The sequence below is a fragment of the Massilia antarctica genome, assembly GCF_015689335.1.
Lineage (GTDB): Bacteria > Pseudomonadota > Gammaproteobacteria > Burkholderiales > Burkholderiaceae_D > Telluria_A > Telluria_A antarctica.
This window is the reverse complement of sequence record NZ_CP065053.1, coordinates 6,542,396-6,567,825: the sequence shown is the minus strand read 5'-3', so window position 1 is coordinate 6,567,825 and position 25,430 is coordinate 6,542,396. Positions and strand designations below refer to the sequence as shown.

Here is a 25,430-nt window from a genome sequence, read left to right as displayed (position 1 = left end):
CGGGGGGGGGAATTTGCCGATCAGTTGTTGGCTGCGGAGCGAACTTGGCGGGAACGCATGCGTTCCCGCCTTCGCGGGGGCGACGGTTTTTCGGTTAGCGCGGAAAGCACGCTGGGGTGGCCTTAGTTCTCCGGCTTTTCATCAATCAGCAGCGGTGGCATCAGGATGGTTTCCTCCTGGTCCGCCGGCACAGCCAGTTTGGGAAAGGCGATGTCGGTACCGTCATCGAGCACCATCAAGGTGGTCGGTACGCGATAGGTCCATGCCGCGCCTTCGGGCGTTCCTTCCATCGGCGTGGACTGGTTGACCATCTGGACTTCGCGGTTCAGGTCGGCGAGCACCCGGTCGGCCGGCACCACCGCGATGTCGGATACGATCCCGGTCTGCAGGTACAGCGCGGCGGCATCCTCATACCCGCTGCGCACCGGCAGGATCACCGAGGCGAAACCGGCATTGAGGAAGGCCGTGAACACGCTGTCGCCCTGCTGCTCGAACCTGGCGGCGGCCCACTGCGGCGCACCCTCGCTCCAGAAGTAGGGGAAGAAGCTGTAGGTCATCTGGTCCCACTCGAAGGCATACTCGAAGAAACGCACTTCGCGCGCGGCCTGCTCCAGCCGCTCCGGCGCGATGGCCGGGGCGCTGCCGATGACGATGGGCGAGGCCGGCACCGGCTGGCCGCCGCCGCTGCGCACGATTTCCAGCACTGCACGCTTGAGCTCGGTACGTTCGATGGTGCGCATCTGCTCTTCGGCGAGCGGCGCGTACGGACCGTCTTCATCGGCGCGCGCCGCGGCCAGCAGGGCATGGTGCGCTTTCAGCTCGCTTTCGTACTGGTCCATGATGATCTGGTGGCAGGCCAGCTGCCACTTCTCGAGCGCGACCGTGGTGCGGGTCCAGACCAGGTAGAAATTGACCGTGAACTGGTCCAGCGCGCCCCAGCTGCTGGCGTTGTAGCTGACCGCGCCGCTGTTGGTGCCGATGGCCTGGGCCGCGATCGGCGTGGCGCCGGCCGGGCTGCTCGAAAACAGCCGGGTGCCGACGCTGGCGCTGACGCCGGACTGGTTGTCGACCCCGTACCAAGCCATCGACACCCCGGCCGCGGCGGCCGCATAGCCCTGTTCCAGCGCCTTGGGCGAATTGAACACGCCGCTGGCGCTGGACGTTCCGCTGCCGCCGCTGGGGTAGCTCAGGCTGGCGTACTCGGTGATGGCGGCCGTCGGCGGCGGCGGCAGGGTCACGCCGAAGCGTTCGGCGATTGCCAGCCAGCTGGCGTCGGTAATCTCGGCCGGGCGAAGGGTGGGTTTCAGCGGGGCCGGACCGGCATGCCCGCCGAAGCCGGGCTGCTGGGCCAGCAGGTGACGGAACATGGCCGCCGGCGCCGGCACCATGACCTCGTACATGGCGCGCGCGCCGTAGGTAAACACCTGCGCCTGGTAGACCTTGTCGACCCAGCGGTACTGGGCGCGCAGGTTGGCCGCCGGCGCGCTGTGGCGCACCACATCGCTTTCGTACACTTCGGCGCTGCGCGTAAGGTAACGCTGGCGCCCGACCCGTTCGCGCACCACCGCCACGGCGCGTTCGACCAGCTCGCGCGACTGGCGCAGGTCGTTGCCGCGCGACTGGTCGCCGCCTTTCGAGCTGTTCATGAAGGTCGATGCCTGCGCGTTGACGGTGCCGTAGTTGGAGGTCAGGTTGATGCTGGCGTTGCGGTCCAGCTGGGTGCGCGCGGTCTGGAAGGCCGACTGGCCCAGCTCGATGCGGTCGAACCCCGTTTCTTCCTGCGACACTTCGGCCTCGCCATCGTCATCATTGCCCTGGCTGGCTTCGGCGCGGCTCAGGCGCGAGCGGAAGTGCTCGTGCTCCTCACCCTGCAGGATATTCTGGATCGTGGCCAGTTCTCCCTTTTCGTAAGCGACCAGCACCTGGCGCACCACGCGCAGGTCGGCCACGCCGACCGGGCGGATGCCGAACTTCATGCTTGGTGCCGGCGCTGGTTTGGAGACCGGCGCATTGGGCAGCAGCTTGCCCAGTTCCGCACTGGCGGCCAGCATGGCTGCCGCTTCCGGGCCAGTGGCGGGCGCGCTGGCGGCGCTGGCGACACCGCTCGAAATGCGGCGCCGCACGTCGTCCAGCAGTTCATAGGTGCTCAAGGTGTCGGTGGGGACGTGGGCATCGGCCAGCTCTTGCAGCAGGTTCGCATTGTCGGCGCGGAACTGGGCATGGATGTCGGCGGCGGGCTGGGTGCGGAACACTTTTTGCTGCTCGGCGGGGCTGCCCGTGCCAGGCATGCCGGGTGCGTGGGCGCCGCCGGCGGCCATCTGGTCGAGTGCCGCCGCCAGGCGCTGTTCGAGCTGGACCAGGGTATCGATCTGCTTGAGCAGGTCGCGCAGGGCCGGGTCTTCTTCCCCGGCGGCGCTGTGCTGGGCACCTTGCTGTTCGCGGCGCAGGCGCATCTGTTCCTCGAAGGCGGCCGGCAGTTTGAGCGCGGGCGCGAGCGCGGCTTGCAAGGAAGCGGGCGAGAGCGCGTCCTGCTCGCCGCCCAGGAGTTTTTGCAGCAGGGTGATCTGGCCCAGCAACTGGCGTGCGCGCTGCAACTCGGTGTTGCCGGCTTTGCCGGAGGCGATGCCTTGCAGGTAGAACTGCCAGAGGTCGCTTTGCAAGGGCGTGATCGCGGCCGGTGCGCTCTGGGTGATGGGGAACAGGGTTTCGGCGGCCAAGGTCAGCCGGCCCTCGCGCGCGGCGTTGAGATCGGCTTCGATGGCCTCCGGCGTGCGCTGGGCCAGGGCGGTCCAGCGTGCCGTCAGGGCATCGATCCAGGCCGCGAAGTCTTGCTCGGCGGCGGAGGCGATCCACGCCGCGACGTTCGATTGATCCGGCAGTTCAAGGAGTCCCGCTGGCGCCGGCGTGGGGTTGGGTGCCCGAATGCTGGCGAAGCGAAACAGTTCCTCGGCATTGGCGGTAGCTTGCGTCATGATATCTCCCGGTGATGAGGTGGAAGTTCATCATGGCGCGCGATGGCCGGCCAGAGTCCAGCTTGCGTCAGTGTTAAAACCGAGCTGCGTCAAGCTGAAGGATGTTTAAAATGTCGCGACGCAAGTGTTACGGGTTTTCCGCTTCCAGCTGGAACAAGGTTTCGACAGGGACATTGAAAGTCGCCGCCAGTTTCAAGGCCAGCACGATCGAGGGCACCATGTTGCCGGTTTCGATGGCATTGATGCTTTTGCGGCTGACATTGATGCGTTCGGCCAGGCCGGCCTGGGTGAGATGATGGATTGCCCGTTGCACCTTGAGCGTATTGCGCAGCGCTGGCGTCATGCTCATGCGGACGGCCGCTCGAAGTACAGGAAGGCGCCGAGGAAGGCGATGGCGCCGGCGAGCATGTTCAGGCAAGCCATCGCCAGCGGGTGCGGTGGCGCTGCCTGGCTCTCCAGCAGCCAGGCCAGCGGAATTTGCGCGAGCAGCAGGAAGATGAAGGCGGCGCGCACGGCGCGGGTGATGCTTTGCTGGCGGAATTCGTCCCGGAACAGGGCTTGCCACGCGCCGGCACCGGCGTTGTGCTGGCGCCGCCGCGCCCACGCGCAGAACACGATGATGGCCAGCGGCGCCATGGGCGCGGCGCGCTGCAGGCGATCGCTCCACGGGCCAAGGGTGCCGACGGCGGCGGCCAGGGCGAGCGTGGCCACCAGCAGCAGCGCGGCGAGGACGGTCATCAGCACGGCGCGGCCTTGGCGGGCGCAATCGTCAATCGGAGGTGTGGTGCTGTTCATGCTGGCTCCGGATCAGGTTGGTATGTGCGAAATGTATCATGATCCGGACAAAAAGTAACCTATACGTCTCTTTATTCGTGGCAGACGACGCACAGCTTGTTGCCATCCGGATCACGGAAGTAGGCGCCGTAATAGTTCGCGTGATACTCGGGCCGCAGGCCGGGCGCGCCTTCGCAGGTGGCGCCGTGGGCGAGGGCGGTGGCGTGGGCGCGCTCCACCGCCGCGCGCGAGGGCGCGAGCAGGGCGCTCATCTGGCCGTTGCCGGCGCTGTGAGGACCGGCGAACGGGTGGCCGATCAGCAATAGCGGGCGCGGGCTGTCGGGCTTCATCCAGCCGGCCCACGGCTTGGCCGGTTCGCTGAACTTGAGCGCCAGGCCCAGTTCGGGCATCAGGGCCGCGTAAAAATCGAAGGCGCGCGCGAAGTCGCTCACGCCGATGAAGACATGCGAGATCATGCCGGGTCCTTGAAGGGATTGCGGTCGTTCAGTTCATCGATGTATTCGTCGATGCCGCCGCTTTCGCGTTCCAGGAAGCGCTCGATGGCGTCCGAAAATGCGGGGTGGGCCAGCCAGTGCGCCGACCAGGTGCGGGTCGGCAGGAAGCCGCGCGCCATTTTATGCTCGCCCTGGGCGCCGCCCTCGAACACCTTGATTTTTTGCTCGATGCAGAATTCAAGCGGCTGGTAGTAGGCGGTTTCGAAATGCAGGCAGGGCACGTGTTCGAGTTCACCCCAGTAGCGCCCGAACAGGGTGTCGGCGCTGTGGATCACGAGCGAGGCGGCGATTGGCTCGCCTTTGCGCTCGGCGATCACCAGCAGGATATTGTCCGGCATGGTGCGCCCGATGCGCTGGAAAAAATCCAGGTTCAGGTAAGGCGAGGAACGGTGCGCCGCGTAAGTGCGCTGGTAGCAGCAGTTGAACAGGCGCCAGTCGGCGTCCGTCGCGTCGGCTCCGCGCACGCGGCGCAGCATCACGCCGGCCTCGCGCACCTTGCGCCGCTCGGCGCGGATGTTCTTGCGCTTCTTTTGCTCCAGGGTCGCGAGGAAGTCATCGAAATCGCGGTAGCCGGCGTTCAACCAGTGGAACTGCACCCCGCTGCGCAGCATGAAGCCGGCTGCTTCCAGCTGCCTGACCTGGTCTTCGGGCGGATACAGGATGTGGGTCGAGGAGACGTCGGACGCCTTTTGGGTCGACACCAGCGCCGCCAGGAGCGCGCTGCGGGCGGCGCCGTCGCGCGCCAGCAGCCGTGGGCCGGTCACCGGCGTGAACGGAATCGCCGACAGCAGCTTGGGATAGTAATCGACGCCGTTGCGTTGGTAAGCGTCGGCCCAGGCCCAGTCGAACACGTACTCGCCGTAAGAGTGCATCTTGACGTACAGCGGCATGGCGGCGGCCAGTTCCGGGCCGTCGTACAGGGCCAGGAACTGCGGCTGCCAGCCGGTGTCAAGACAGGCGCTGCCCGATTCGTGCAAGGCGTCGAGAAACGCGAAGGAGAGGAAGGGATTGGTCTCGGCCTGGGTGGACGCCAGGGCGTCCCAGGCGGGTTGGCCGATCTCGCTCAGGGAGGATACGATATGCGTGCGATAATTCATTCTTGTCGAATCGGCTATTCCATTATTTTTGGCGGGCGACCTTGGCTGTGATGCAGGCGGTCCATTGCATTCTACGCACATTAGCGTAAGGAGGCGCAAGACGGCCGCACGCCGCGCCGCGCGTGCCGCCACCCTACGAAAGACACTGCATGCAGAACGACTTCTTCAACCTCTATTCGCACGGTTTCGCCCGGGTCGCGGTGGCCACGCCACGCTGCAAGATCGCCGATCCCGTCTTCAACGCGGCCCAGACCATCGCGCTGGCCGAAGCGGCGGCAAAGGAGGGCGCGGCGCTGGTGGCGTTTCCCGAGCTGGGATTGTCGGCCTACAGTTGCGACGACCTGTTTCACCAGGCCGCGCTGCTGGACGCCTGCGAGGCGGGTTTGCGCACAGTGATGGAAGCGAGCGCGCACCTGCCGCTGGCGCTGGTGGTCGGCCTGCCGCTGCGGGTCGGGCATCAGCTATTCAACTGCGGGGTGGTGGTCGCGGGCGGCAAAATCCTCGGCGTGGTCCCGAAAAGCTATCTGCCGAACTACGGCGAATTTTACGAAGCGCGCCAGTTCAGCGCCGCCGACAGCGCGCCGTGCAGCCAGATCGATCTGCTGGGGCAGAGCGTGCCGTTCGGCGCCGGCCTGCTGTTCGAGGTCGAGGGCGTGGCGCTGCTGCGCTTTCACGTGGAGATCTGCGAGGACGTGTGGGTGCCGATTCCGCCATCGTCGTTCGCGGCGCTGGCCGGGGCCACGGTGCTGGTCAACCTGTCGGCGTCGAACGTTTTGGTGGGCAAGAGCGGCTACCGCCACCAGCTGGTGTCGCAACAGTCGGCGCGCTGCCTGGCGGCGTATCTTTACACCTCGGCCGGACGCGGCGAATCGTCGACCGACATGGCGTGGGATGGCCAGACCCTGATCTACGAAAAAGGCGACTTGCTGGCCGAGGCCGAGCGCTTCCAGGACGACTCGCACATCATTTACGGCGATGTGGACCTGGAGCGCCTGTCGCGCGAGCGCATGCACACCACCACTTTTGCGCAGCAGGTGCGGCACCATGCGCAGCAGGTGGCGGCGTTCCGGGTGGTGCGTTTCGCCTTGCCGGGCGCGCCGGGCGGCGGCGAGAGTCTGGCCTTGAAGCGCGCGGTCGAGCGCTTTCCGTACGTGCCGTCCGACCCGCAGCGGCGCGACGAGCGCTGCACCGAGGTATATCACATCCAGGTGCAGGCGCTGGTGCAGCGCTTGTCCCAAAGCGGCATGCAGAAGGTGATCATCGGCGTGTCGGGCGGGCTCGATTCGACCCACGCGCTGCTGGTGTGCGCCAAGGCGATGGACCACCTGAAGCTGCCGCGCACAAATATCCTGGCCTACACCATGCCGGGCTTTGCCACCAGCGAGCGCACCCTGCGCCAGGCGCGCGCGCTGATGGAAGCGGTGGGCTGCGAAGCGCACGAAATCGATATCCGGCCAAGCTGCATCCAGATGCTCAAGGACCTCGGCCATCCGTATGCGCAAGGGCAGGAGACGTACGACATCACGTTCGAAAACGTGCAGGCGGGCGAGCGCACCAGTCATCTGTTCCGGCTGGCGAATTTCCACAACGGGATCGTGATCGGCACGGGCGACCTGAGCGAGCTGGCGCTGGGCTGGTGTACCTACGGGGTGGGCGACCATATGTCGCACTACAACGTCAACGCCAGCGTGCCCAAGACCCTGATCAGCCATCTGGTGCGCTGGGTGGCCGAGTCGGGTGTGATCGGCACCGATGGTTCGGACGTGCTGCTGCAAGTGCTGGCGACCGAAATCAGCCCCGAGCTGGTGCCGGGCAAGGCCGGGGAAGACAAGCCGGCGCAGAGCACGGAAAGTTCGATCGGGCCGTATGAGCTGCAGGATTTCAATCTGTACTACATCCTGCGCTACGGGTTTGCGCCATCGAAGGTGGCGTTTCTGTCCTGGTCGGCGTGGCAGGACCGCGAGCAGGGGGCGTGGCCGGATGCACTGCACGCCAGCCGCAACCAGTATGCGCTGGCCGATATCAAGAAACATCTGGCCACATTCGTGTACCGCTTCTTCAAGACCAGCCAGTTCAAGCGCTCGTGCGTGCCGAACGGGCCGAAGGTCGGCAATGGCGGCTCGCTGTCGCCGCGCGGCGACTGGCGCGCGCCGAGCGATGCCGAGGCGGTCGTGTGGCAGGCCGATCTGGCCAGGATTCCGGATGAAGTCGGGAAATAGCACTGCCTATGGCACGGCCGCTCGTTTAGAATAGTGGCAACAGCAATTCCATCGCGTGACGAGCAACTAATTAGGAGTAGCCATGAAACAAATTACCTGTGTTATCAAACCGTTCAAGCTGGACGAAGTGCGCGAAGCGCTGGCCGACGTCAATGTGACGGGGCTGACGGTCACCGAGGTGAAGGGTTTCGGTCGCCAGAAGGGTCATACCGAGCTGTACCGTGGCGCCGAGTATGTGGTCGACTTCCTGCCGAAGGTCAAGATTGAAGTGGTGGTGGACGACAGCATGGCGGACCAGGTGGTGGACGCCATCATCAAGGCCGCGCGCACCGGCAAGATCGGCGACGGCAAGATTTTCGTGCAGGATGTGGAGCAGGTGATCCGGATTCGCACTGGTGAGACGGGGCCGGAGGCGGTTTAAGAAGTTCGCCGTAGTTTGAGGAAAATCCGTAGCGTTAACCTATGAGCCGTCGCCCCCGCGCAGGCGGGGGCCCAAGTTGGTTCCGTAGCCAACGACTGAGCTGCGAACTTGGGCCCCCGCCTGCGCGGGGGCGACGATGTTCGCTTTGGAGGCCTGGCCCCGGTAGGGAAATGTTACGAGCGCCCCATGCGCATGTCGAATTTCCATGTGAGCAGGCGCAGGCCGCTGATGACCGTGGCACTGGTCCATAGCGCCAGGTCGGGGTCGGCGCCGAATTTTTTCATCAACAGGTACATCCAGCTGCCGATGAAGGCGCAGATCGCGTAAGGTTTCCCATCGCGAAACACCATCGGTACTTCGTTGCAGACGATGTCGCGCAGCACCCCGCCAAAAATCCCCGTAATCACGCCCATCATCGAGGCGATGAAGATCGGCATGTGCGCTTCGAGCGCCGATGCCACCCCGGCAATCGAGAACAATCCCAGCCCCACCGCATCGGCCACCACGATCAGGCGTTCCGATACGATCTGGCGCAGGGTCCGGATCAGGGGCGCGGCCATCAGGGCCAGAACAAAAATGAGAATCGCGTATTCCTGATGCGTGACCCAGAACAGCGGCCGCCGGTCGAGCAGGATGTCGCGCAGGGTGCCGCCGCCGAACGCGGTGATGAAGGCCACGGTAAATACGCCGACCAGATCCATGCGCTTGCGGCGCGCTTCGATGAAGCCGGAGAAGGCGCCAACCAGGATCGCCATGATTTCAATGAGCGTGATGAGGGACATGCGGTGCACTGTACGGTGGCGAATATGGCTAGCCTAACATGCGGTAAGGCATGATGGACAGTGTAAGGAGTGCGCCCGGGAAAATACCGGGCGCGATGGTCAAAGCGCGATGGCTGATTTGAGCAGGACGATCAGGGCGCCATGGCTGCGCCCGTCCACGTTGGCGGCGCAGAAGGCGATCACTTCATCCTTCTGTTCGAGCCAGCTGTGCACCATCGAGCGCAGCACCGGTTCGCCGCCGGCCGAACCGAGGCCCTTGCCGTGAATCACGCACACGCAGCGCAGCTTGCGCTTGCCGGCATTGTGCAGGAATTCGCCGATGGCTTCGCGCGCGCCATCGCGGCGCAAGCCGTGCAGGTCGAGTTCGTCCTGGACCGGCCAGTGGCCCTTGCGCAGCTTGCGCACCACGTCGGTGCCGATGCCGGCGCGCGAAAAACTCAGGCTGGGGTCGTCCTCGAGCAGGTGATCGACCTCGAACTGGTCCGACAGCGATTCGCGCAGCACCGCCGCATCATCCTCGGCCTGGTTGCGAAATACCTTGGCCGGCTTGACCTTGACGTTGATGCCGGGCGGCGCATTGGGCACGAAACGGTTCGATTCGGGCATCTTGCGCACGCCGCCGATGGCGCTCGTAAACAGGTTGGCCTCTTGCACGGCCACCCGTTCGCGTTCTTCGCGCTCGGCTTTGTCGCGGGCGCGCGCTTCGTCCTGGCCCTTGAGCTGTTCGCGCAGGGATTTCAGATCGGAAAAGTCTTTCATCGGCATCGCTCTACTTTATTAGTCGTTCAGGCTTTCCAGGTAGCGCTGGGCATCGAGCGCCGCCATGCAACCGGTGCCGGAGCTGGTGATGGCCTGGCGGTAAATATGATCCTGCACGTCGCCGGCGGCGAATACGCCCGGGATGTTGGTGGCGGTGGCCATGCCTTCGAGGCCGGTGCGGGTCTTGATGTAGCCGTTGTGCATGTCGAGCTGGCCTTCGAAAATGCTGGTGTTCGGCTTGTGGCCGATCGCCACGAACAGGCCGTGCACGGAAATCGGCGTGATGGCGCCGTCGACCGTGGACTTGATGTGCACGCCGGTCACGCCGCTATCGTTGCCGATCACTTCTTCCAGGGTGTGGTTGTACTTGATGACAATCTTGCCTTCGGCCGCCTTGGCGTTCAGGCGGTCGATCAGGATCGGTTCGGCGCGGAACTTGTCGCGGCGGTGGATGATGGTGACCTTGTTGGCGATGTTCGACAGGTACAGCGCTTCTTCGACCGCGGTATTGCCGCCGCCGATGACCGCCACTTCCTGGTTGCGGTAAAAGAAACCGTCGCAGGTGGCGCAGGCCGACACGCCGCGGCCCATGTACGCCGTTTCCGACGGCAGGCCGAGGTACATGGCCGAGGCGCCGGTGGCGATGATCAGGGCGTCGCAGGTGTACTCATGGCTGTCGCCGATCAAACGCATCGGTTTTTCATTGAGCTTTGTCGTGTGAATGTGGTCAAACACGATCTCGGTGTTAAAGCGCGTGGCGTGTTCGAGCAGACGCTGCATGAGGTCCGGGCCTTGCACACCCAGCGGATCACCCGGCCAGTTTTCGACGTCGGTCGTGGTCATCAGCTGGCCGCCTTGTTCCACGCCGGTAACGAGCATCGGCTGCAGGTTGGCGCGCGCGGCGTAGACGGCTGCGCTGTAGCCGGCGGGGCCGGAGCCGAGGATCAGAACTTTGGCGTGTTTGGTAGTGGTCATGGGGCGGGCTTTAATCGATATGTGTATGAAGAGAAACTGGGGCCGATTGCGGTCAGATCAAGTGCGCGAACATTCGCTTGCGCACCCCCGATTATAGTCCATGATGCGACCTGGCATGAATCATGGGGCCGATGCACGCCGGATGGCTTAGAATGAGCGCATCGTCAACATCGCAACAATGATCGCCAGCCACGGCAGCACTGTAAGCAACAAGAATGACTAAGACAAGCCAACCTTCCAACGCCAGTTACACCCGCAAGCCCGCCATGCGGCAACCCCTGCCGAACCGCGTGGTGCGCCTGCTGTCCGAGGCGCGCTGGATCGCGCTGGGCGTGATGTTCCTGTACTTCGTGATGATCTTGCTCAGCTATAACAAGGGCGATCCCGGCTGGTCGCACGAGGTGCAGGTGTCCCAGGTAAGCAACCTGGGCGGGCGCGCGGGCGCGTATCTGGCCGACTTGCTGCTGTTTATCTTCGGCTTTTCGGCCTGGTGGTGGTGCGTCTGTTTCCTGCGCATGCTGTGGAAGGGTTATCGCTCGCTCAATCAGAAATTTGTGCTGGAAACCGAGGAAGATCCTGAACACCAGCAGGAAGCGCTCATCCGCTGGATCGGCTTCGCGGTGCTGTTCGTCGGCAGCCTGGGCCTGGAATACTTGCGCATGTGGTCGCTGTCGGTGCAGTTGCCGCGGGCGCCGGGCGGGGTGCTGGGCCAGTTGATCGGCCACGCGGCCCATTCGGCGTTCGGGTTTACCGGCGCCACCTTGCTGCTGTTGCTGCTGTTCGGGCTTGGGTTCAGCCTGTTTTTCCATGTGTCTTGGCTGAATGTGGCCGAGCGCATCGGCGGCGCCATCGAAAACGCGATCGACTGGTTCCGCCTGCGCTACCAGGACCGTGAAGACCGCAAGCAGGGCGAAGTGGCGGCCGTCAAGCGCGATGAAGTGGTGGTGCACGAGCGCGCCAAGCACGTGGAAAAGCACGTGACGGCGCCGCCGGTCAAGATCGAGCCGCAGGTGATGGAGGTGGTCAAGTCCGAGCGCGTGCAGAAGGAGAAGCAGGCGCCGCTGTTCCGCGACTTGCCGGGCGATTCGTCCTTGCCGCCGCTGTCCTTGCTGGATGATGCGCCCGAGGTGCAGGAAACGGTATCGGTGGAAACCCTGGAATTCACCAGCCGCCTGATCGAAAAGAAATTGTCGGACTTCGGGGTCGATGCCAAGGTGGTGGCGGCGTATCCGGGCCCGGTGGTGACGCGCTACGAAATCGAGCCGGCCACGGGGGTCAAGGGCAGCCAGATTGTCGGCCTGGCGCGCGACCTGGCGCGTTCGCTGTCGCTGACTTCGATCCGGGTGGTCGAAACCATTCCCGGCAAGAATTTCATGGCCTTGGAGTTGCCCAATCCTAAGCGCCAGATCGTGCGCCTGACCGAAATCGTCGGTTCCAAGATCTATAACGATAGCGCTTCCCAGCTGACCGTGGCGCTGGGCAAGGATATCGCCGGCAAGGCCGTCATCGCCGACCTGGCCAAGATGCCGCACTTGCTGGTGGCCGGTACCACCGGTTCGGGTAAATCGGTGGGCATCAATGCGACCATCCTGTCGCTGCTGTATAAATCCGACCCGGCCGATGTGCGCATGATCCTGATCGATCCGAAGATGCTGGAAATGTCGGTGTACGAAGGCATTCCGCACTTGCTGGCGCCCGTGGTGACCGACATGCGCCAGGCCGGCCATGCGCTGAACTGGGCGGTCAACGAGATGGAGCGCCGCTATAAGCTGATGAGTAAGCTGGGGGTGCGTAACCTGGCCGGCTATAACGCCAAAATCGCCGAGGCGGCCAAGCGCGAGGAACATATTCCGAATCCGTTCAGCCTGACGCCGGACTCGCCGGAGCCGCTGGAAAAACTGCCGACCATCGTCATCATCATCGACGAGCTGGCCGACCTGATGATGGTGGTCGGCAAAAAGGTCGAGGAATTGATCGCCCGTATCGCGCAAAAGGCGCGCGCGGCCGGTTTGCACCTGATCCTGGCGACGCAGCGGCCGTCGGTGGACGTGATCACCGGCTTGATCAAGGCGAATATTCCGACCCGGATCGCCTTCCAGGTGTCGTCCAAGATCGACTCGCGCACCATTCTCGACCAGATGGGCGCGGAAGCGCTGCTGGGCATGGGCGACATGCTGTACATGCCGCCCGGTACCGGTTTGCCGGTGCGGGTGCACGGTGCGTTTGTGTCCGACGAGGAAGTGCACCGGGTGGTGGCCCACCTCAAGCTGTCGGGCGAACCGAATTATATTGAAGGCATACTCGAAGGCGGCACGCTCGAAGGCGAGGGCGGCGGAGCGGAAGGTGGCGCGGCTGGCGAGGCCGGCGGCGAAGCCGATCCGATGTACGACCAGGCGGTGCAGGTGGTGCTCAAGAACCGGCGCGCCTCGATCTCGCTGGTGCAGCGTCATCTGCGCATCGGCTACAACCGCGCGGCGCGTTTGCTGGAACAGATGGAAAACAGCGGCGTCGTCTCGCCGATGCAATCGAACGGCAACCGCGACATCCTGGTCCCGGCTGCCAGCGCGGAATAAACCGTCGCCTGTGCACCGGGTAGCCCGCTCATCCGTTACTGGATGGACCGGTTCCCGGGCATGACCATGCCTACGCGACCCCAACATAAGGACATTCATGCGATTTTTACTGACTAAAACGACGGCCGTGCTGGCCCTGAGCCTGGCTTGCGCCGGCCTGGCCCACGCTACCGCGCTCGATCAATTCAAAGCCTTCGTGGCCGGCACCAAGGCCGCGCGCGGCGAGTTTACCCAACGCCAGGTCAAGAAAGCCGATGCCGGCAAGGCGGCTGCGCCCTCGTCGGGCACCTTCGTGTTCGCCCGTCCGGGCAAGTTCATCTGGACCTACGTGAAGCCGTACGAGCAATTGCTCCAGGCCGACGGCGAGCAACTGTATATCTACGACAAGGACTTGAACCAGGTGACGACCAAGAAACTGGGCGACGCACTCGGTTCCTCGCCGGCTGCCATCCTGTTCGGCAGCAACGACCTGGAAAAGAACTTCACCCTGACCGAAGCGGGCACGCGCGACGGCCTGGAGTGGCTCAACGCCGCGCCCAAAGGCAAGGATTCGCAGTTCGAGCAGATCAGCATCGGCTTGCGCAATGGCACGCCGGAAGCGATGGAGCTGCGCGATGCCTTCGGCCAGACCTCGATACTGGCGTTCAAGAAATTCGAGAAAAACCCGCCATTGACGGCGACCCAGTTCAAATTCGTCATCCCGAAAGGCGCTGACGTCGTCAATAACTGATCCCTCTTCCTCGTGGAGCACACTTGAATTTGCGAACAATCGGTATTGCACTGGCTGTAACGTTTTTGACTGGTACCACGATGGGTTCCGCGCTGGCGCAGACCAGGGCGCCGTCGTCCACGGCCCACCAGCTGCCCTCGGCCTGCACCCGGCCCGACTGGCCTCCCGAGGCCAGGCGCTACGATCTGGAGGGCACGACCGTGCTCGACTACCGGATCAGGGAGTGGCGCATCGCCGATGTGAAGGTGCGCAAGAGCAGCGGCTGGCCGATTCTCGACGCCGCTGCGGTGCGCAGTCTGCACGCATGCAAGCCGAAAACCGATGCCGCCCAGCCGCGCGAGCACGCCGTGCGCTCGGTCGACTACGTGTGGGCAACGTCCGGCGGACCGTCGGCGCGGCCGCAACTGCATGCCGACAGTTGCATGGCGTCCCGGCTGTTCAGTGGCTTCGTACCGCTCGACAGGACCCCGACCGCGCACGATGGCGTGCTGGTGCGCTTCCTGACCAATGGCCGCGGCGAACCATTCAACATCCGGCTCGAAGGGCATGTGCGCGACGCCGCGCTCGCGGAGCACATCAGGCATTACGTGCAAAGCTGCCGTTTCGTCGCCGCCAATGCGCCAGGGCCCAAGACCGATGCGGTGTATGGGCGGGTGCTGCTCGTGCCGCCGCCGGCCGGTAAATAATCAGGCATGCATATCTGGCAATATTGCTTTTTCGGGTATATGATCGGGCGTCGGTCCCGCCGGGGCCGGGTCATCGGGAGAGCTTCATGAAGCATTGGATCAGCCGTTGGTTGGCAGGAGTTGCGTTACTTCACACCGTGTTCGCTGTCATCGTCATGGGGCCGGTCATGCTGCGGATGTTGCGCAGCGGCTTGTTCAATACAGCCAAGGGGATGACCGAAGCCGCGACCACCTGGTTCTTCCTGTTCGGCCTTCTGCTGGCCTTGTTCGCGATTCCGGTGCATGCGCTCGAAAAGGCCGGTACCGCGTTGCCCAAGCCGATCGGCTGGGGCTTGCTCGGGATGGCCGCGCTGGGTGTGGTGCTGATGCCGGACTCGGGCTTCTGGCTGGTGTTTCCGCCAGCGTTTGCCATTTTGCTGCGCAAGAGCGCAGTGCGGGTGGATGCCGGCAAGGTGCGCGGCGTTGGCGCCGCGTAGGGATTGGCGAGGGTATTTTCGCGTGATACGGGAACTGTCGCGCAGCGCGCGGGTCTTATCTTGAACGCCGATTCGCGCCATGCGCTAGACTACGCGCTTCCTATTAATGAAGAGGTCGCATGGACGATTTGTTCAAGACCGAACCAGCCGCGCCCCTCGCCGAAGCGCTGCGTCCGGCAACAATTGACGAGGTCATCGGCCAGAGCCATTTGCTGGGCGAAGGCAAGCCCTTGCGTCTCGTATTCAAGTCGGGCAAGCCGCATTCGATGATTTTGTGGGGCCCGCCCGGGGTCGGCAAGACCACCCTGGCGCGCCTGACGGCCAATGCCTTCGGCTGCGAATTCATCGCCTTGTCGGCCGTGCTGTCGGGTGTGAAGGATATCCGCGCCGCCATCGAACAGGCCGAACATCACCTGGCAACGGGCAAGCACACGATCCTGTTCATCGACGAGATCCACCGCTTCAACAAGTCCCAGCAGGATGCCTTGCTGCCGTTCGTCGAGTCGGGCCTGGTGACCTTGATTGGCGCGACCACCGAAAACCCGTCGTTCGAGGTCAATTCGGCGCTGCTGTCGCGCTCGCAGGTGTACGTGCTCAAGGCGTTGACCGACACGGAGCTGCTGCAATTGCTCAAGCGCGCCCAAGAGAAAGTGCTGGGCCAGCTGACGTTCGACGAAGTCGCCATCGCCACCCTGATCGGCTACGCCGACGGCGATGCGCGCCGCTTCCTCAACCTGCTCGAACAGACCAAGACCTCGGCCGAAACGTCCGACCTCACGCACATCACGGGCGAATTCGTCGACAATGCGCTGACCCTCAATTCGCGCCGTTTCGACAAGGGCGGCGACAATTTCTACGACCAGATTTCGGCGCTGCACAAATCGGTGCGCGGCTCGCATCCAGACGCGGCGCTGTACTGGCTGTGCCGCATGCTCGATGGCGGTGCCGATCCGCAATACCTGCTGCGGCGCATCGTGCGCATGGCGTGGGAAGATATCGGCATTGCCGACCCGCGTGCGATCCAGATCGCCAACGATGCCGCCGCCACCTACGAGCGGCTCGGCTCGCCGGAAGGCGAACTGGCGCTGGGGCAGGCGGTCATCTACCTGGCCATCGCGGCCAAGAGCAATGCCGGCTACAACGCGTACAACCGCGCGGTAGCCTTCGTCAAAAAGGACAAGTCGCGCGAGGTGCCGGTGCACCTGCGCAATGCGCCGACCAAGCTGATGAAGGAGCTCGGCTACGGCCACGAGTACCGCTACGCGCATGACGAACCAAATGCCTATGCGGCCGGGGAAACCTATCTGCCCGAAGGCATGGTCGAGCCGCGCTGGTACGAGCCGGTGCCGCGCGGGATCGAAGCCAAGATTGCCGAAAAGCTGGCCTGGTTGCGCGGGCTCGACGAGGACGCTGGTAACTGAGACTGAGACGCGCGTACGGCGCACACGCCGGTGGCGCCGGCGGCGTGTGGCGGACAGGGCCGGTGGTCCGCTGCGCGGGACATTGCCAGCTGCGCGGCGTTCGCCTGCAACGGCGGGTGTTCTTGCATGCCGATAACTGGTCGTCGCGTTTTTCCGCATCCTGTTCCAGATTTCCTGCGCTTCATCGCAAGCCGGTGGAAGGGCAGGGGACGAGTGGGTAAAGTACCACCATACCAACTCGCCTCACCCACTGGAGAAGATCATGAAAGTCCGTAAAAACCTCGAAGCCGTCTTCCTCGCCGCCGCCGTCATGGCCACGTTTGCCGCCTACGCCACCGCCGAAGTACCGCTGCATGCGAGCGCCGCGCCAACCCACGCCGCTGCTGCTGCCGACAGCAATGTGACCGTCGTCGTGGTCAGCGCAAAGCGCCTGACCGCCGCCGAAAAAGCCGCACAACAGTAAGTCCGGGGCGGGCAAACCAGCCCTCAGCGTGCCTGTCAGTTGCTCACACGCACGTACATAGCAAAAAAAGCACATTCTATTGCTGTCAGTTTTGCATGTTTGCACTATGATCCAGCGCTGATCATAGAGGAGTCGTTTATGCAAACAGTCGTGAGCTTTTCACAACGTGCCCTGATGTGGGCCCTGGGTGGCGTTCTTGCCCTCGGCATCGCCGGCTGCAGTTCGGAACCAAAGGAGCGCGCGGCGTTCATCGCGTTTCTGCAAGCGCGCATCGTCGATAAGCCCGGGCTGCATGTACCCATCTTGACCCGGCAAGAAGAAAAATCGTTTGGCGATTACGCCAAGCATTTCGCCGTGATCACCGACTACAACAAGTCGATGGATGCGAAAGTCCAGCAACCGCTGCGCGATATGATGTCCAAGAACATGGTGATCACCATGTCCGAGCTGGTGGCGCGCCGGGCCGACGTGGTCGCCTTGCACAAGACCAGTGCGCAGCTGCGGGCGCTGATCGACACCGAACAGGCGGCGGCCAGCACCAGGCGCGTTGCGCTCAAGCAGCCGGACGACCTGAAACCGGTTTTCGACAAGGCGTACGCCCGTGCGGTCACCGATCCGGGAAATAACTTCAAGGAATTTCTCGTCGTGATGGAGGGCATGCTGACCAATGCCGAAAACATGGCCGATTTTCTCGATACCCACAAGGATCAAGTCAAGTTCAGCGGGGTCATGGCCCAGATCGACGACCCGAAAGTCCTCGACGAGGCCACTGTGCGCATGAAGGAGCTCAACGCCAAGAGCGCCGAGGTCGCGCAGGCGGACCGCAAGCTGCTCAGCATGATCTCCGGACATTAATGCCGATTGCCCACCGCATGGCGGGCGCGACGCAGGCCCGACAAGGTGCGATTGTGCGGGGAATCGGTTAAACTGCTCATTGAACAACAGGGCCAGTGCACCTTGTGCGGGCTTGGGCTTGCCGCCTGGCTGCCTCGTCAAGTGCATTGCCTTGCCTGGAACGTTGTGACACCGGCTTCGTATCGAAGCTTTTATTTTGCGTGAGTCGTGCGCGGCGGGATTCGCCCGCACGGTTCACCGGGAAAAGCGATTCCGGCAAGGAATCCTTCCTGTCCCTCCACATAGCGGCACTACCGACAATGATAGACATTCAACTTCTCCGTAAAGATATCGACAACGTCGCGGCCCGCCTGGCGACGCGCAAGTTCCAGCTCGACGTGGCAAGCTTCAACGCCCTCGAAGCCGAACGCAAGGCGATTCAAACGCGTACCGAAGACCTGCAAAGCAAGCGCAATTCGCTGTCGAAGCAGATCGGCATGCTCAAGGGCAAGGGCGAAGATACGTCGGCCGTGATGGCGGACGTCGCCGGCCTGGGCGACGAGCTCAAGGCCAACGAAACAGCGCTGAGCGAAGTGCAGGCGAAACTGGCCGCGTTCATGGAAGCGGTGCCGAACCTGCCGCACCCTTCGGTGCCGGTTGGAACGGATGAAAACGGCAATGTCGAAGTGCGCAAGGTCGGCACGCCGCCAGCGTTCGACTTCGCCGTGCGCGACCACGTGGACGTGGGCAGCGCGCTGGGGCTGGACTTCGACGTCGCCACCAAGCTGACCGGCTCGCGCTTCTCGGTGATGAAGGGCGGCATCGCGCGCCTGCACCGCGCCCTGGCCCAGTACATGCTCAACACCCACACGGGGGAGCACGGCTATACCGAATGCTATACGCCGTACATGGTCAACGCCGATTCGCTGCGCGGCACCGGCCAGCTGCCGAAATTCGAAGCCGATCTGTTTTCGGTGAAAAAGGGCGGCGCGGAAGGCGAGGGCGAAACCTTCTACCTGATTCCGACGTCGGAAGTATCGCTGACCAACATCGTGCGCGACGAGATCGTGGCGCTCGACCAGTTGCCGATGAAGATGACGGCTCATACGCCATGCTTCCGTTCGGAAGCGGGCAGCTACGGACGCGACACGCGCGGCATGATCCGCCAGCATCAGTTCGATAAAGTCGAAATGGTGCAGGTGGTGCATCCGGACACCTCGTACGACGTGCTGGACGAGATGGTCGGCCACGCCGAAGCCATCCTGAAGGGGCTGGGCCTGCCGTACCGGGTGATGTCCCTGTGCACGGGCGACATGGGTTTTGGCGCGACCAAGACGTACGACCTGGAAGTGTGGCTGCCGGCGCAGAACACCTACCGCGAGATTTCGTCGCTGTCGAACTGCGAGGCATTCCAGGCGCGCCGCATGCAGGCACGCTTCCGCAACGCGGCCGGCAAGCCGGAACTGCTGCACACGCTCAACGGTTCGGGCCTGGCGGTGGGACGCACCCTGGTGGCGGTGCTGGAGAACTATCAGCAGGCCGACGGCAGTGTGGTCATTCCGGACGTGCTGCATCCGTACATGGGCGGGCTGACCCGCCTGACGCCCTGAAAATAGTCTTTGCCTTTTTTTTGACGGGTGCTATAATCTTGCCTTCTCGCAGGAATGTGAGAAAGGAGAGGTGGCAGAGTGGTCGAATGTACTTGACTCGAAATCAAGCGATGGGGCGACCCATCCGTGGGTTCGAATCCCACCCTCTCCGCCATGAATAAAGAAAAAAATCCCCGCTATTTGGGGATTTTTTTTGAAGCAAGACCAGGAAAGGTGGCAGAGTGGTCGAATGCGCTGGACTCGAAATCCAGTGTACATCTTTGGTGTACCGTGAGTTCGAATCTCACCCTTTCCGCCAAAACATTGTCCAAGCTCGTCCTGGACTGTCAAAGAACCCGTAGTCTCTATTGTGAGGCTCCGGGTTTTTTGTTTTTATGGTCCAGCTTTGTCCAGCTATGTCTTCTCCACTTGGGGGCATGTTTGGGGCCAGATTCCGTGCCCCCAAAAGCCCATGCCCCCAAAACGTCATGCCCCCACCATCATGGCTAAGCAAATTGCTCCTTTGACTGACCTGACTATCCGAAACGCCAAGCCGGGGGAGAAGTCACTGAAGAGGTTCGACGGCGGCGGGCTGTACCTTGAAGTCATGCCCGGCGGCTCCAAGCTATGGCGTATGAAGTACCGGCAGCTTAATGGCAAAGAAAACCGGTTGAGTTTTGGCAGCTACCCCGAGATATCACTCGCCGACGCGCGCGCGAAGCGCGCTGCCGCACGTGCGCACTTGGCCGCTGGGGCCGATCCCGGTCGCGAACGCGATGTCGCGGCTGCCAGCGCGTCGCACGTCGCCGCCAATACTTTCGAACGCGTTGCACGTGAATGGCACCACACGTTCGTCGAATCCTGGCAACCTCAGACGGCTAAAAACATTTAGCACCGCATGGAAGCGGACGTCTTTCCCCTGCTTGGTCGCGTGCCGATCACGGACATTCATCGCAAAGACGTTCCTGCATGTACCAAGGCTGTTCAAGCTCACGGCGCAGTGGCGTTTTCGTAAGCGTCGACCGGTCGCCGTCTTCAGAGCGCTGTCGAATTGATTAATGATAGCGTTACACCGCCGGGAAGCGGCGTGTTTTAAGGCAGCTATCAACTGCATGGCGCAATGCTATGGGAGCGATGCCGGAACTGGCAGGCTTATGCATTTTGCGGTAAATAAGCCTCTGGCTTCAACGGCTTTTTTTCCGCCCCCATTGCGCAGCATGGCGAGTGTTTGCAGCGCCAAGCAACGCGACATGCGCGGCGGTACAGGTCGCGCAACAATGACGGCCGCGGCGCAGTGAGCGCTTGCCGGTTGATTTCACATCGGACCGATCGCATTATGCCGGGGTGAACCAAATGCCGGCGGGCAGCGCGGCCGAACCGCCAAACCGCCTGCGCAGCTTAACTACCGCTCTTCACGCACCACGTTTCCGCAGCCGCCAAGGCGGCCCGCCGCGCCTCGGCAAATCGCTCCAGCGCGCTCTCCAGTGAGGGGAGCAGGTGTCCCCTCGTGCTCCCCAATGCGCTGTACCTGGGACGCGCCGCGATTTGGCCCGATTGGTCGCACGCCTGCGCTTGCAAACCGGGTGTATCGATTCCCGCCATCTCGCTTGCCTTTCTCGCCAGAGCGAGCCAAGTGATCGCGGTCCCGTTGCTCAAGTGCCAGATCCCACGCTCGCCATCGATAATCAAATCGAGGCAACAGTTCACCAGGTCGGGTACGTACGTCGGCGCAATTGTGACGTCGTCGGACGCCCGGAAGACCTCGCCGCGGCCCAGCTGCGCCAGCGCCTGGGTCACGAAATTGTGCGCGTCCCACGGCCCAAAAAACGCGCTCGTGCGCACGACCAGCGCGCCGGGGTGCGCTTGCAGCACCTGTTGCTCGGCCATGGCCTTGCTGAGCCCATACACATTGAGGGGGCTGGTCGCGTCGGTCTCGACATACGGGGTGTTCTGGCGACCGTCGAACACCAGGTCACTCGAAAATGTCGTCAAATGAATCCCCTGGCGCGCGCACACTGCCGCCAGGATGGCCGGCCCTGCCGTGTTTTCACGCATGCAGCGCTCTGCATCGTGCTCCGCCTCGTCGACCCGCACGTAGCCGCTGGCATTGATCAGCGCCCATGGCTTGAAACGCGCGACAGCAGCCTCCACCGAGGCAAGATCGGCAATGTCCATCTCATCGCGGCCAAGCAGACGGTAAGCGAGGTGGCGCTCCTTGCAGATCCGGGCAAAGGCGCGGCCCAATGTGCCGCTGGCCCCGGTAATGAGGATAGGCGCCGGGGTGCCGCGCCAAGCGCCGTGGCGGTCGGCACTGATGGAGGCGAGCGCTTCGGGCGCCGCTACCGGCGCGGCCAGCAAGCGCGCCGGCCGGCGCCACCATCCGCTGCCGTGCAGCGCAGGATGATCCGGCGTGTCCCCCACGGCAAGTTGACGCATGATCGCGGCGATGGCGGTCGGCCTTGGCGCGGCTCCGCGCAGATCGAATGCCCCCGATTCGTAGTAGCCGTGTTGGGCGGTTACCAGGCTGTTCCAGTCGAAGGCGCCAAGCAGCGACCAGACCGTGACGGCGCGCACGTCCACGCCATTGACACGCGCCTGCATGCTCGCCTCCCACACCTCCATCAGCCAACGCAGCTGGTCTTCCCGATTGGCATCGATGTGGACTTCCGTCACCGCGATTGGAATCCGGTAGCGCGACCATGCCTCGTCGAGCAACGGGCCGATACCGCCGGTCGGCGCCGCCAGCACGCGCGAAGCTTCGATGTCGGCGCAAGGAAGGTTGCCCGCGATACCGCGGTAACAGGGCGGGTAGTTCTCGGGCCGATGGTCGAGCCAGCGTTCGCTGGTCACATAGTAATTGACCCCGATGAGATCGGGCGGGCAGGCGTTGGCGCTGAACCAGGCCAATTCCTCGGGAGCGATGCCATTGTCAATGAGGTAGGACCATAGCGCATGCGTCGGCCCGACCATGCCGCACAACAGATCCCATCCCAGCCATCGGCGCTGGTTATAGAACTCCGTGGTCGCCTGCATTGCCGGCGTGCCGTATGTTTTACCGAGGTCGTCCGTTTGCACCAGTTTCGCAGCGGGGTTGACGGCGCGGATGGCCTGCATCGATAACACCGTGGCCTTGCACTGCACCAGCAGGGCGCGCAGAAATGCTGTGTCGCTGCGGGCATGGGGGTACCACAGCCCGTATAGGCAGGCGAAGCGGGCGGTGGTCAGTGGTTCGTTGACAACGGTGTAGTACTCGGCCCAAGGATAGCGTGCGGCAAGCGCAGCTGCGTACCGGGCCAGGCCGGTGGCGAAGTCCGGGTCGACCAGGCTGGTATGGCGCGGGCCACTGCCGTGGTGCACCAAGCCGAGAATCGGCGTGACGTTCCTGTCGCGCAGCGCTTGCAGCCGTTCATCGCTCATCGACCAGTCGGCGCGCTCCAGCCCCGCAGGTGCGATCTGCTCCCATAAAACCGGGTAGCGGATGGCGCGGATGCCGAGCGAGGCGAAGCGGTCGATGTCGTCGGCACGCCGGGCGTGGCCATTCTGGTCCAGTTGCGAATGGTAGCGGTCGTGGACACGGTTGATGGTGCATTCGAGTCCTCCCCATAGTTGAAGCATGTCGGTGTCGGGTGTTTTAGCCTTGCTGTGCATGGGTCGCTCTTCGGTTCTTGCCTACACCGGCGCAATTGGTCCGGCGCGGGGCGCTTGTGATAACGAGTAGTTGGGTAAATGATATCTCGAAGAATTTTACCTTTCCTCGACTTCCGGTAGCGCTAGCTTGAAGTCGCCGCGCGTCCGCACCACGCGCACTTGGCCCTTTGTAGCGGTGGGATCGCCGGCTTTGACGCCGCGTAGGAAAGGTCTTACGGGCACTGCCGTGGATATCTGACGCGTGCGGGATGTTGTCTCAATTGTGAACTGGTAAGATTTTAATAACGAAAATAATTTATCTCATCTGATACCGAAAATTCCCATGTACAGCGTCGACCTTACCAAGCCAGATGGAAGATCCTTGACCCTGTACAGTCAAAAACCGATCACCCACTACGCGCGCGCGCCCAGCCCCACCAACGAATCGACCAATCCGAATCCGCACCTCAGGTGGCATCCGCTGCGCGGTGAATGGGTCGCCTATGCCGCTTTCCGTCAAAACCGGCCCTTTCTGCCGCCGCGCGAATACAATCCCCTCGCAGTGTGTATCGACCCGGCCAACCCAACCGAGTTGCCGGTCGGCGATTATGAAATGGCGGTGTTCGACAATCGCTTTCCGTCGCTGGCACTTGGATCGAGCGCGCCGCCCGCGCTGCACGTCGAAACCGCGCCGGCGACCGGCCGTTGCGAGGTAGTCGTCTTCACGCAAGATCCGCATGCCGCCTTGCACAGCCTGCCCGTGGAGCGCATCGCGCTGCTGTTCGACGTCTGGGCCGATCGCACCCGGCGCGCGGCCGAAACGGGCGTCATCGGCTACGTGCTCCCGTTCGAAAACCGCGGCGCGGAAGTGGGCGTGACCTTGCACCATCCTCATGGGCAAATCTACGCCTATCCTTTTATTCCGCCAGTTCCCGAACGCATGCTCGACAACGAACATGCCTACTTCATGCAGCACAAGACAAGCCTGCTGTGCGACATGGCGCGGAGCGAACTGACGGACGGGCGCCGCATCGTTTACCGGAACGCCCATGCCGTCGCGTTCGTGCCAGTGTGCGCGCGCTACCCGTACGAAGTGTGGGTCATGCCGCTCGCGCCGGTGGAGAATTTCGCTGCGCTGTCGGCCGAACAGAAGCACGACCTGGCGCTGTGCGTCAAAGCCGTGCTGCTCAAGTACGAGGGGCTGTGGCAGCGGCCTTTCCCGTACCTGATGGCGTGGTACCAGGCGCCCACCGACGGCTTGCCCCATTCGGAAACCCAGCTGCATGCGCAGTTCTACCCGCCGTACCGCTCGCGCGACAGGCTCAAATACCTCGCGGGTACCGAAATCGGGGCCGGCATGTTTGCGATGGATGTGCTCCCCGAAAACACAGCGGAGGAGTTGCGCATGGTCAGTATCGATCTGGAAGGACAAGTATCCCATGGACTTTGATCAGTTCTTTTCCGGCAGCGTGCCGGTGGAAGCCTCTGCGCCCGGCCGCGTCAATCTGCTGGGCGAGCATACCGACTACAACGATGGCTTCGTGCTGCCCATCGCCACGCCGATGCGTACCAGCGTGTTCGTAGCGCCGAGCAAGGACGATGCGTTTCACTTTTACTCCGAAGAATTGAACGAGCATGTTTTGCTGGCACGGCGCGGGCATCTCGGTTCCGGCTTTGGCCGTTACCTCGAAGGCTGCATTCGCTTGCTCGAGCAGCATGGCCATCCGGTTCCGCCGGTGCGCATGTATGTGCGTTCGAGTGTGCCGGTCGGCGCCGGGCTGTCTTCCAGCGCGGCGCTGGAAGTGGCGGCCCTGCGCGCGCTGCGCCAATTGCTCGGCCTGTCATTGAGCGACATCGATCTCGCAAAACTGGCCCAGAAGGCCGAAGTGGCGTATGCCGGGGTTCAGTGCGGGATCATGGACCAGATGGCGGCCAGCCTGTGCAACGCGCAGCACATGTTGTTCCTCGATACCCGTTCGCTGGACACCACCGTGCTGCCATTGCCGCCCGGCTCGGAAGTGCTGGTCATCGACAGTGGCGTGCCGCGCACGCTTGCCACGAGCAAGTACAACGAGCGCCGTGCCGAGTGCCGGACCGCCGCGCATGCGCTCGGCCTGGGCTCGCTGCGCGAACTGAGCGGGGCGGCGCTGCTCGAACGGCTTGATCAACCCTACCGGCGCCGTGCCCAACATGTGTTTTCGGAAAATGCGCGCACCGAGCGCGCCGCCCGTGGCTGTAGCGCAGTTCAGTTCGGCATGCTGATGAACCAGTCGCACGCTAGCCTGCGCGACGACTACGAAGTGTCGACCGTGGAACTCGATATTTTATGCGAGCTCATGCGCGATACCCCCGGCGTGCTCGGTGCGCGCCTGACTGGCGCCGGCTTCGGCGGCGCCTGCGTGGCCTTGTGCGACGCCGGCGCCGCGCAGGTTGCGGGCCAAGCCGTGATCGCACGCTACAACAGTGGCGGGCGCGCGGGCCGCGTGCTGATGCCACAACCACTGACCCAGGAATGAC

22 protein-coding genes and 2 tRNA genes are annotated in these 25,430 nt (G+C 63.4%); 15 read left to right on the top strand and 9 right to left on the bottom strand.

Translation table 11 applies throughout. The annotated features are described in order from the left end of the window. Positions 1–122: 122 nt before the first annotated feature. From IV454_RS28855 to IV454_RS28835, 5 genes are all read right to left on the bottom strand, one after another. Positions 123–2,972: a hypothetical protein gene (locus IV454_RS28855; RefSeq protein WP_206089029.1), complete on the bottom strand. Its 2,850-nt coding sequence runs from the start codon at positions 2,970–2,972 to the stop codon at positions 123–125. Positions 2,973–3,099: 127 nt separating this feature from the next. Continuing rightward, positions 3,100–3,321, bottom strand: a complete 222-nt coding sequence (locus IV454_RS28850) for a helix-turn-helix transcriptional regulator (RefSeq protein ID WP_229521906.1) — start codon at positions 3,319–3,321, stop codon at positions 3,100–3,102. Continuing rightward, entirely contained in the window at positions 3,318–3,767 is a 450-nt protein-coding gene (locus IV454_RS28845) for a hypothetical protein (protein ID WP_206089027.1), read from the bottom strand. Before IV454_RS28845 ends, IV454_RS28850 begins: the two co-directional genes overlap by 4 nt. 71 nt (positions 3,768–3,838) lie before the next feature. After that, positions 3,839–4,222, bottom strand: coding sequence for a VOC family protein (locus tag IV454_RS28840; RefSeq protein WP_206089024.1), 384 nt, complete (start codon positions 4,220–4,222; stop codon positions 3,839–3,841). Continuing rightward, complete coding sequence (locus tag IV454_RS28835) at positions 4,219–5,358, bottom strand: GNAT family N-acetyltransferase (protein WP_206089021.1); 1,140 nt, start codon at positions 5,356–5,358, stop codon at positions 4,219–4,221. Before IV454_RS28835 ends, IV454_RS28840 begins: the two co-directional genes overlap by 4 nt. Before the next feature lie 149 nt (positions 5,359–5,507). Between IV454_RS28835 and IV454_RS28830 the strand changes: the two genes are divergently transcribed. Then, complete coding sequence (locus IV454_RS28830) at positions 5,508–7,577, top strand: NAD(+) synthase (RefSeq protein ID WP_206089017.1); 2,070 nt, start codon at positions 5,508–5,510, stop codon at positions 7,575–7,577. Between the two features lie 82 nt (positions 7,578–7,659). Next, the gene (locus tag IV454_RS28825; RefSeq protein ID WP_054263304.1) at positions 7,660–7,998 is read left to right on the top strand and encodes a P-II family nitrogen regulator; all 339 of its coding nucleotides are present in this window, start codon (positions 7,660–7,662) and stop codon (positions 7,996–7,998) included. 173 nt (positions 7,999–8,171) lie between these two features. Here the strand turns inward: IV454_RS28825 and IV454_RS28820 are convergent, their stop codons facing one another. The 3 genes from IV454_RS28820 to trxB all read right to left on the bottom strand — a co-directional run bounded on the left by IV454_RS28820 (position 8,172) and on the right by trxB (position 10,514). Beyond that, on the bottom strand, positions 8,172–8,780 hold the full coding sequence (locus IV454_RS28820) for a trimeric intracellular cation channel family protein (protein ID WP_054263303.1): 609 nt from the start codon (positions 8,778–8,780) through the stop codon (positions 8,172–8,174). Between the two features lie 99 nt (positions 8,781–8,879). After that, a complete protein-coding gene (locus tag IV454_RS28815; protein ID WP_206089004.1) occupies positions 8,880–9,545 on the bottom strand; it encodes a Smr/MutS family protein in 666 nt (221 codons plus the stop codon). Between the two features lie 12 nt (positions 9,546–9,557). Further along, positions 9,558–10,514: a thioredoxin-disulfide reductase gene (trxB, locus tag IV454_RS28810; protein ID WP_054263301.1), complete on the bottom strand. Its 957-nt coding sequence runs from the start codon at positions 10,512–10,514 to the stop codon at positions 9,558–9,560. Positions 10,515–10,729: 215 nt separating this feature from the next. On the opposite strand from trxB, the gene IV454_RS28805 reads away from it, so the two are divergent. From IV454_RS28805 to IV454_RS28755, 11 genes are all read left to right on the top strand, one after another. Beyond that, on the top strand, positions 10,730–13,087 hold the full coding sequence (locus IV454_RS28805) for a DNA translocase FtsK (RefSeq protein WP_206088989.1): 2,358 nt from the start codon (positions 10,730–10,732) through the stop codon (positions 13,085–13,087). 97 nt (positions 13,088–13,184) lie between these two features. Beyond that, positions 13,185–13,817 (top strand): outer membrane lipoprotein chaperone LolA, encoded by a 633-nt coding sequence (gene lolA, locus IV454_RS28800; protein ID WP_206088985.1) that lies wholly within the window; start codon positions 13,185–13,187, stop codon positions 13,815–13,817. A 23-nt stretch (positions 13,818–13,840) separates the two neighbouring features. Then, on the top strand, positions 13,841–14,503 hold the full coding sequence (locus tag IV454_RS28795; protein ID WP_206088983.1) for an energy transducer TonB: 663 nt from the start codon (positions 13,841–13,843) through the stop codon (positions 14,501–14,503). Between the two features lie 86 nt (positions 14,504–14,589). Further along, the gene (locus IV454_RS28790) at positions 14,590–14,979 is read left to right on the top strand and encodes a DUF6463 family protein (protein WP_206088975.1); all 390 of its coding nucleotides are present in this window, start codon (positions 14,590–14,592) and stop codon (positions 14,977–14,979) included. Between the two features lie 119 nt (positions 14,980–15,098). Beyond that, a complete protein-coding gene (locus IV454_RS28785) occupies positions 15,099–16,400 on the top strand; it encodes a replication-associated recombination protein A (RefSeq protein WP_206088973.1) in 1,302 nt (433 codons plus the stop codon). Between the two features lie 262 nt (positions 16,401–16,662). Further along, positions 16,663–16,863, top strand: coding sequence for a hypothetical protein (locus tag IV454_RS28780; RefSeq protein WP_206088971.1), 201 nt, complete (start codon positions 16,663–16,665; stop codon positions 16,861–16,863). A 138-nt stretch (positions 16,864–17,001) separates the two neighbouring features. Next, the gene (locus tag IV454_RS28775; RefSeq protein WP_206088969.1) at positions 17,002–17,718 is read left to right on the top strand and encodes a DUF3053 family protein; all 717 of its coding nucleotides are present in this window, start codon (positions 17,002–17,004) and stop codon (positions 17,716–17,718) included. 299 nt (positions 17,719–18,017) lie between these two features. Then, positions 18,018–19,307, top strand: a complete 1,290-nt coding sequence (gene serS / locus IV454_RS28770; protein ID WP_206088967.1) for a serine--tRNA ligase — start codon at positions 18,018–18,020, stop codon at positions 19,305–19,307. A gap of 64 nt (positions 19,308–19,371) precedes the next feature. Then, positions 19,372–19,461 (top strand) — tRNA-Ser (locus IV454_RS28765). A 53-nt stretch (positions 19,462–19,514) separates the two neighbouring features. Continuing rightward, a tRNA-Ser gene (locus tag IV454_RS28760) sits at positions 19,515–19,605 on the top strand. A gap of 153 nt (positions 19,606–19,758) precedes the next feature. Beyond that, positions 19,759–20,178, top strand: a complete 420-nt coding sequence (locus tag IV454_RS28755) for an Arm DNA-binding domain-containing protein (RefSeq protein ID WP_206088965.1) — start codon at positions 19,759–19,761, stop codon at positions 20,176–20,178. A gap of 506 nt (positions 20,179–20,684) precedes the next feature. Here IV454_RS28755 and IV454_RS28750 read toward each other — a convergent pair. Further along, on the bottom strand, positions 20,685–22,934 hold the full coding sequence (locus IV454_RS28750; RefSeq protein ID WP_206088964.1) for a family 1 glycosylhydrolase: 2,250 nt from the start codon (positions 22,932–22,934) through the stop codon (positions 20,685–20,687). Positions 22,935–23,295: 361 nt separating this feature from the next. On the opposite strand from IV454_RS28750, the gene galT reads away from it, so the two are divergent. Next, positions 23,296–24,363 carry a galactose-1-phosphate uridylyltransferase gene (gene galT / locus IV454_RS28745; protein ID WP_229521905.1) on the top strand — a complete coding sequence of 356 codons (1,068 nt, stop codon included), beginning with the start codon at positions 23,296–23,298 and terminating at the stop codon, positions 24,361–24,363. Then, the gene (galK, locus tag IV454_RS28740) at positions 24,353–25,429 is read left to right on the top strand and encodes a galactokinase (protein ID WP_206088955.1); all 1,077 of its coding nucleotides are present in this window, start codon (positions 24,353–24,355) and stop codon (positions 25,427–25,429) included. The genes galT and galK overlap by 11 nt, the downstream gene beginning before the upstream one ends. Position 25,430: the final 1 nt, after the last annotated feature.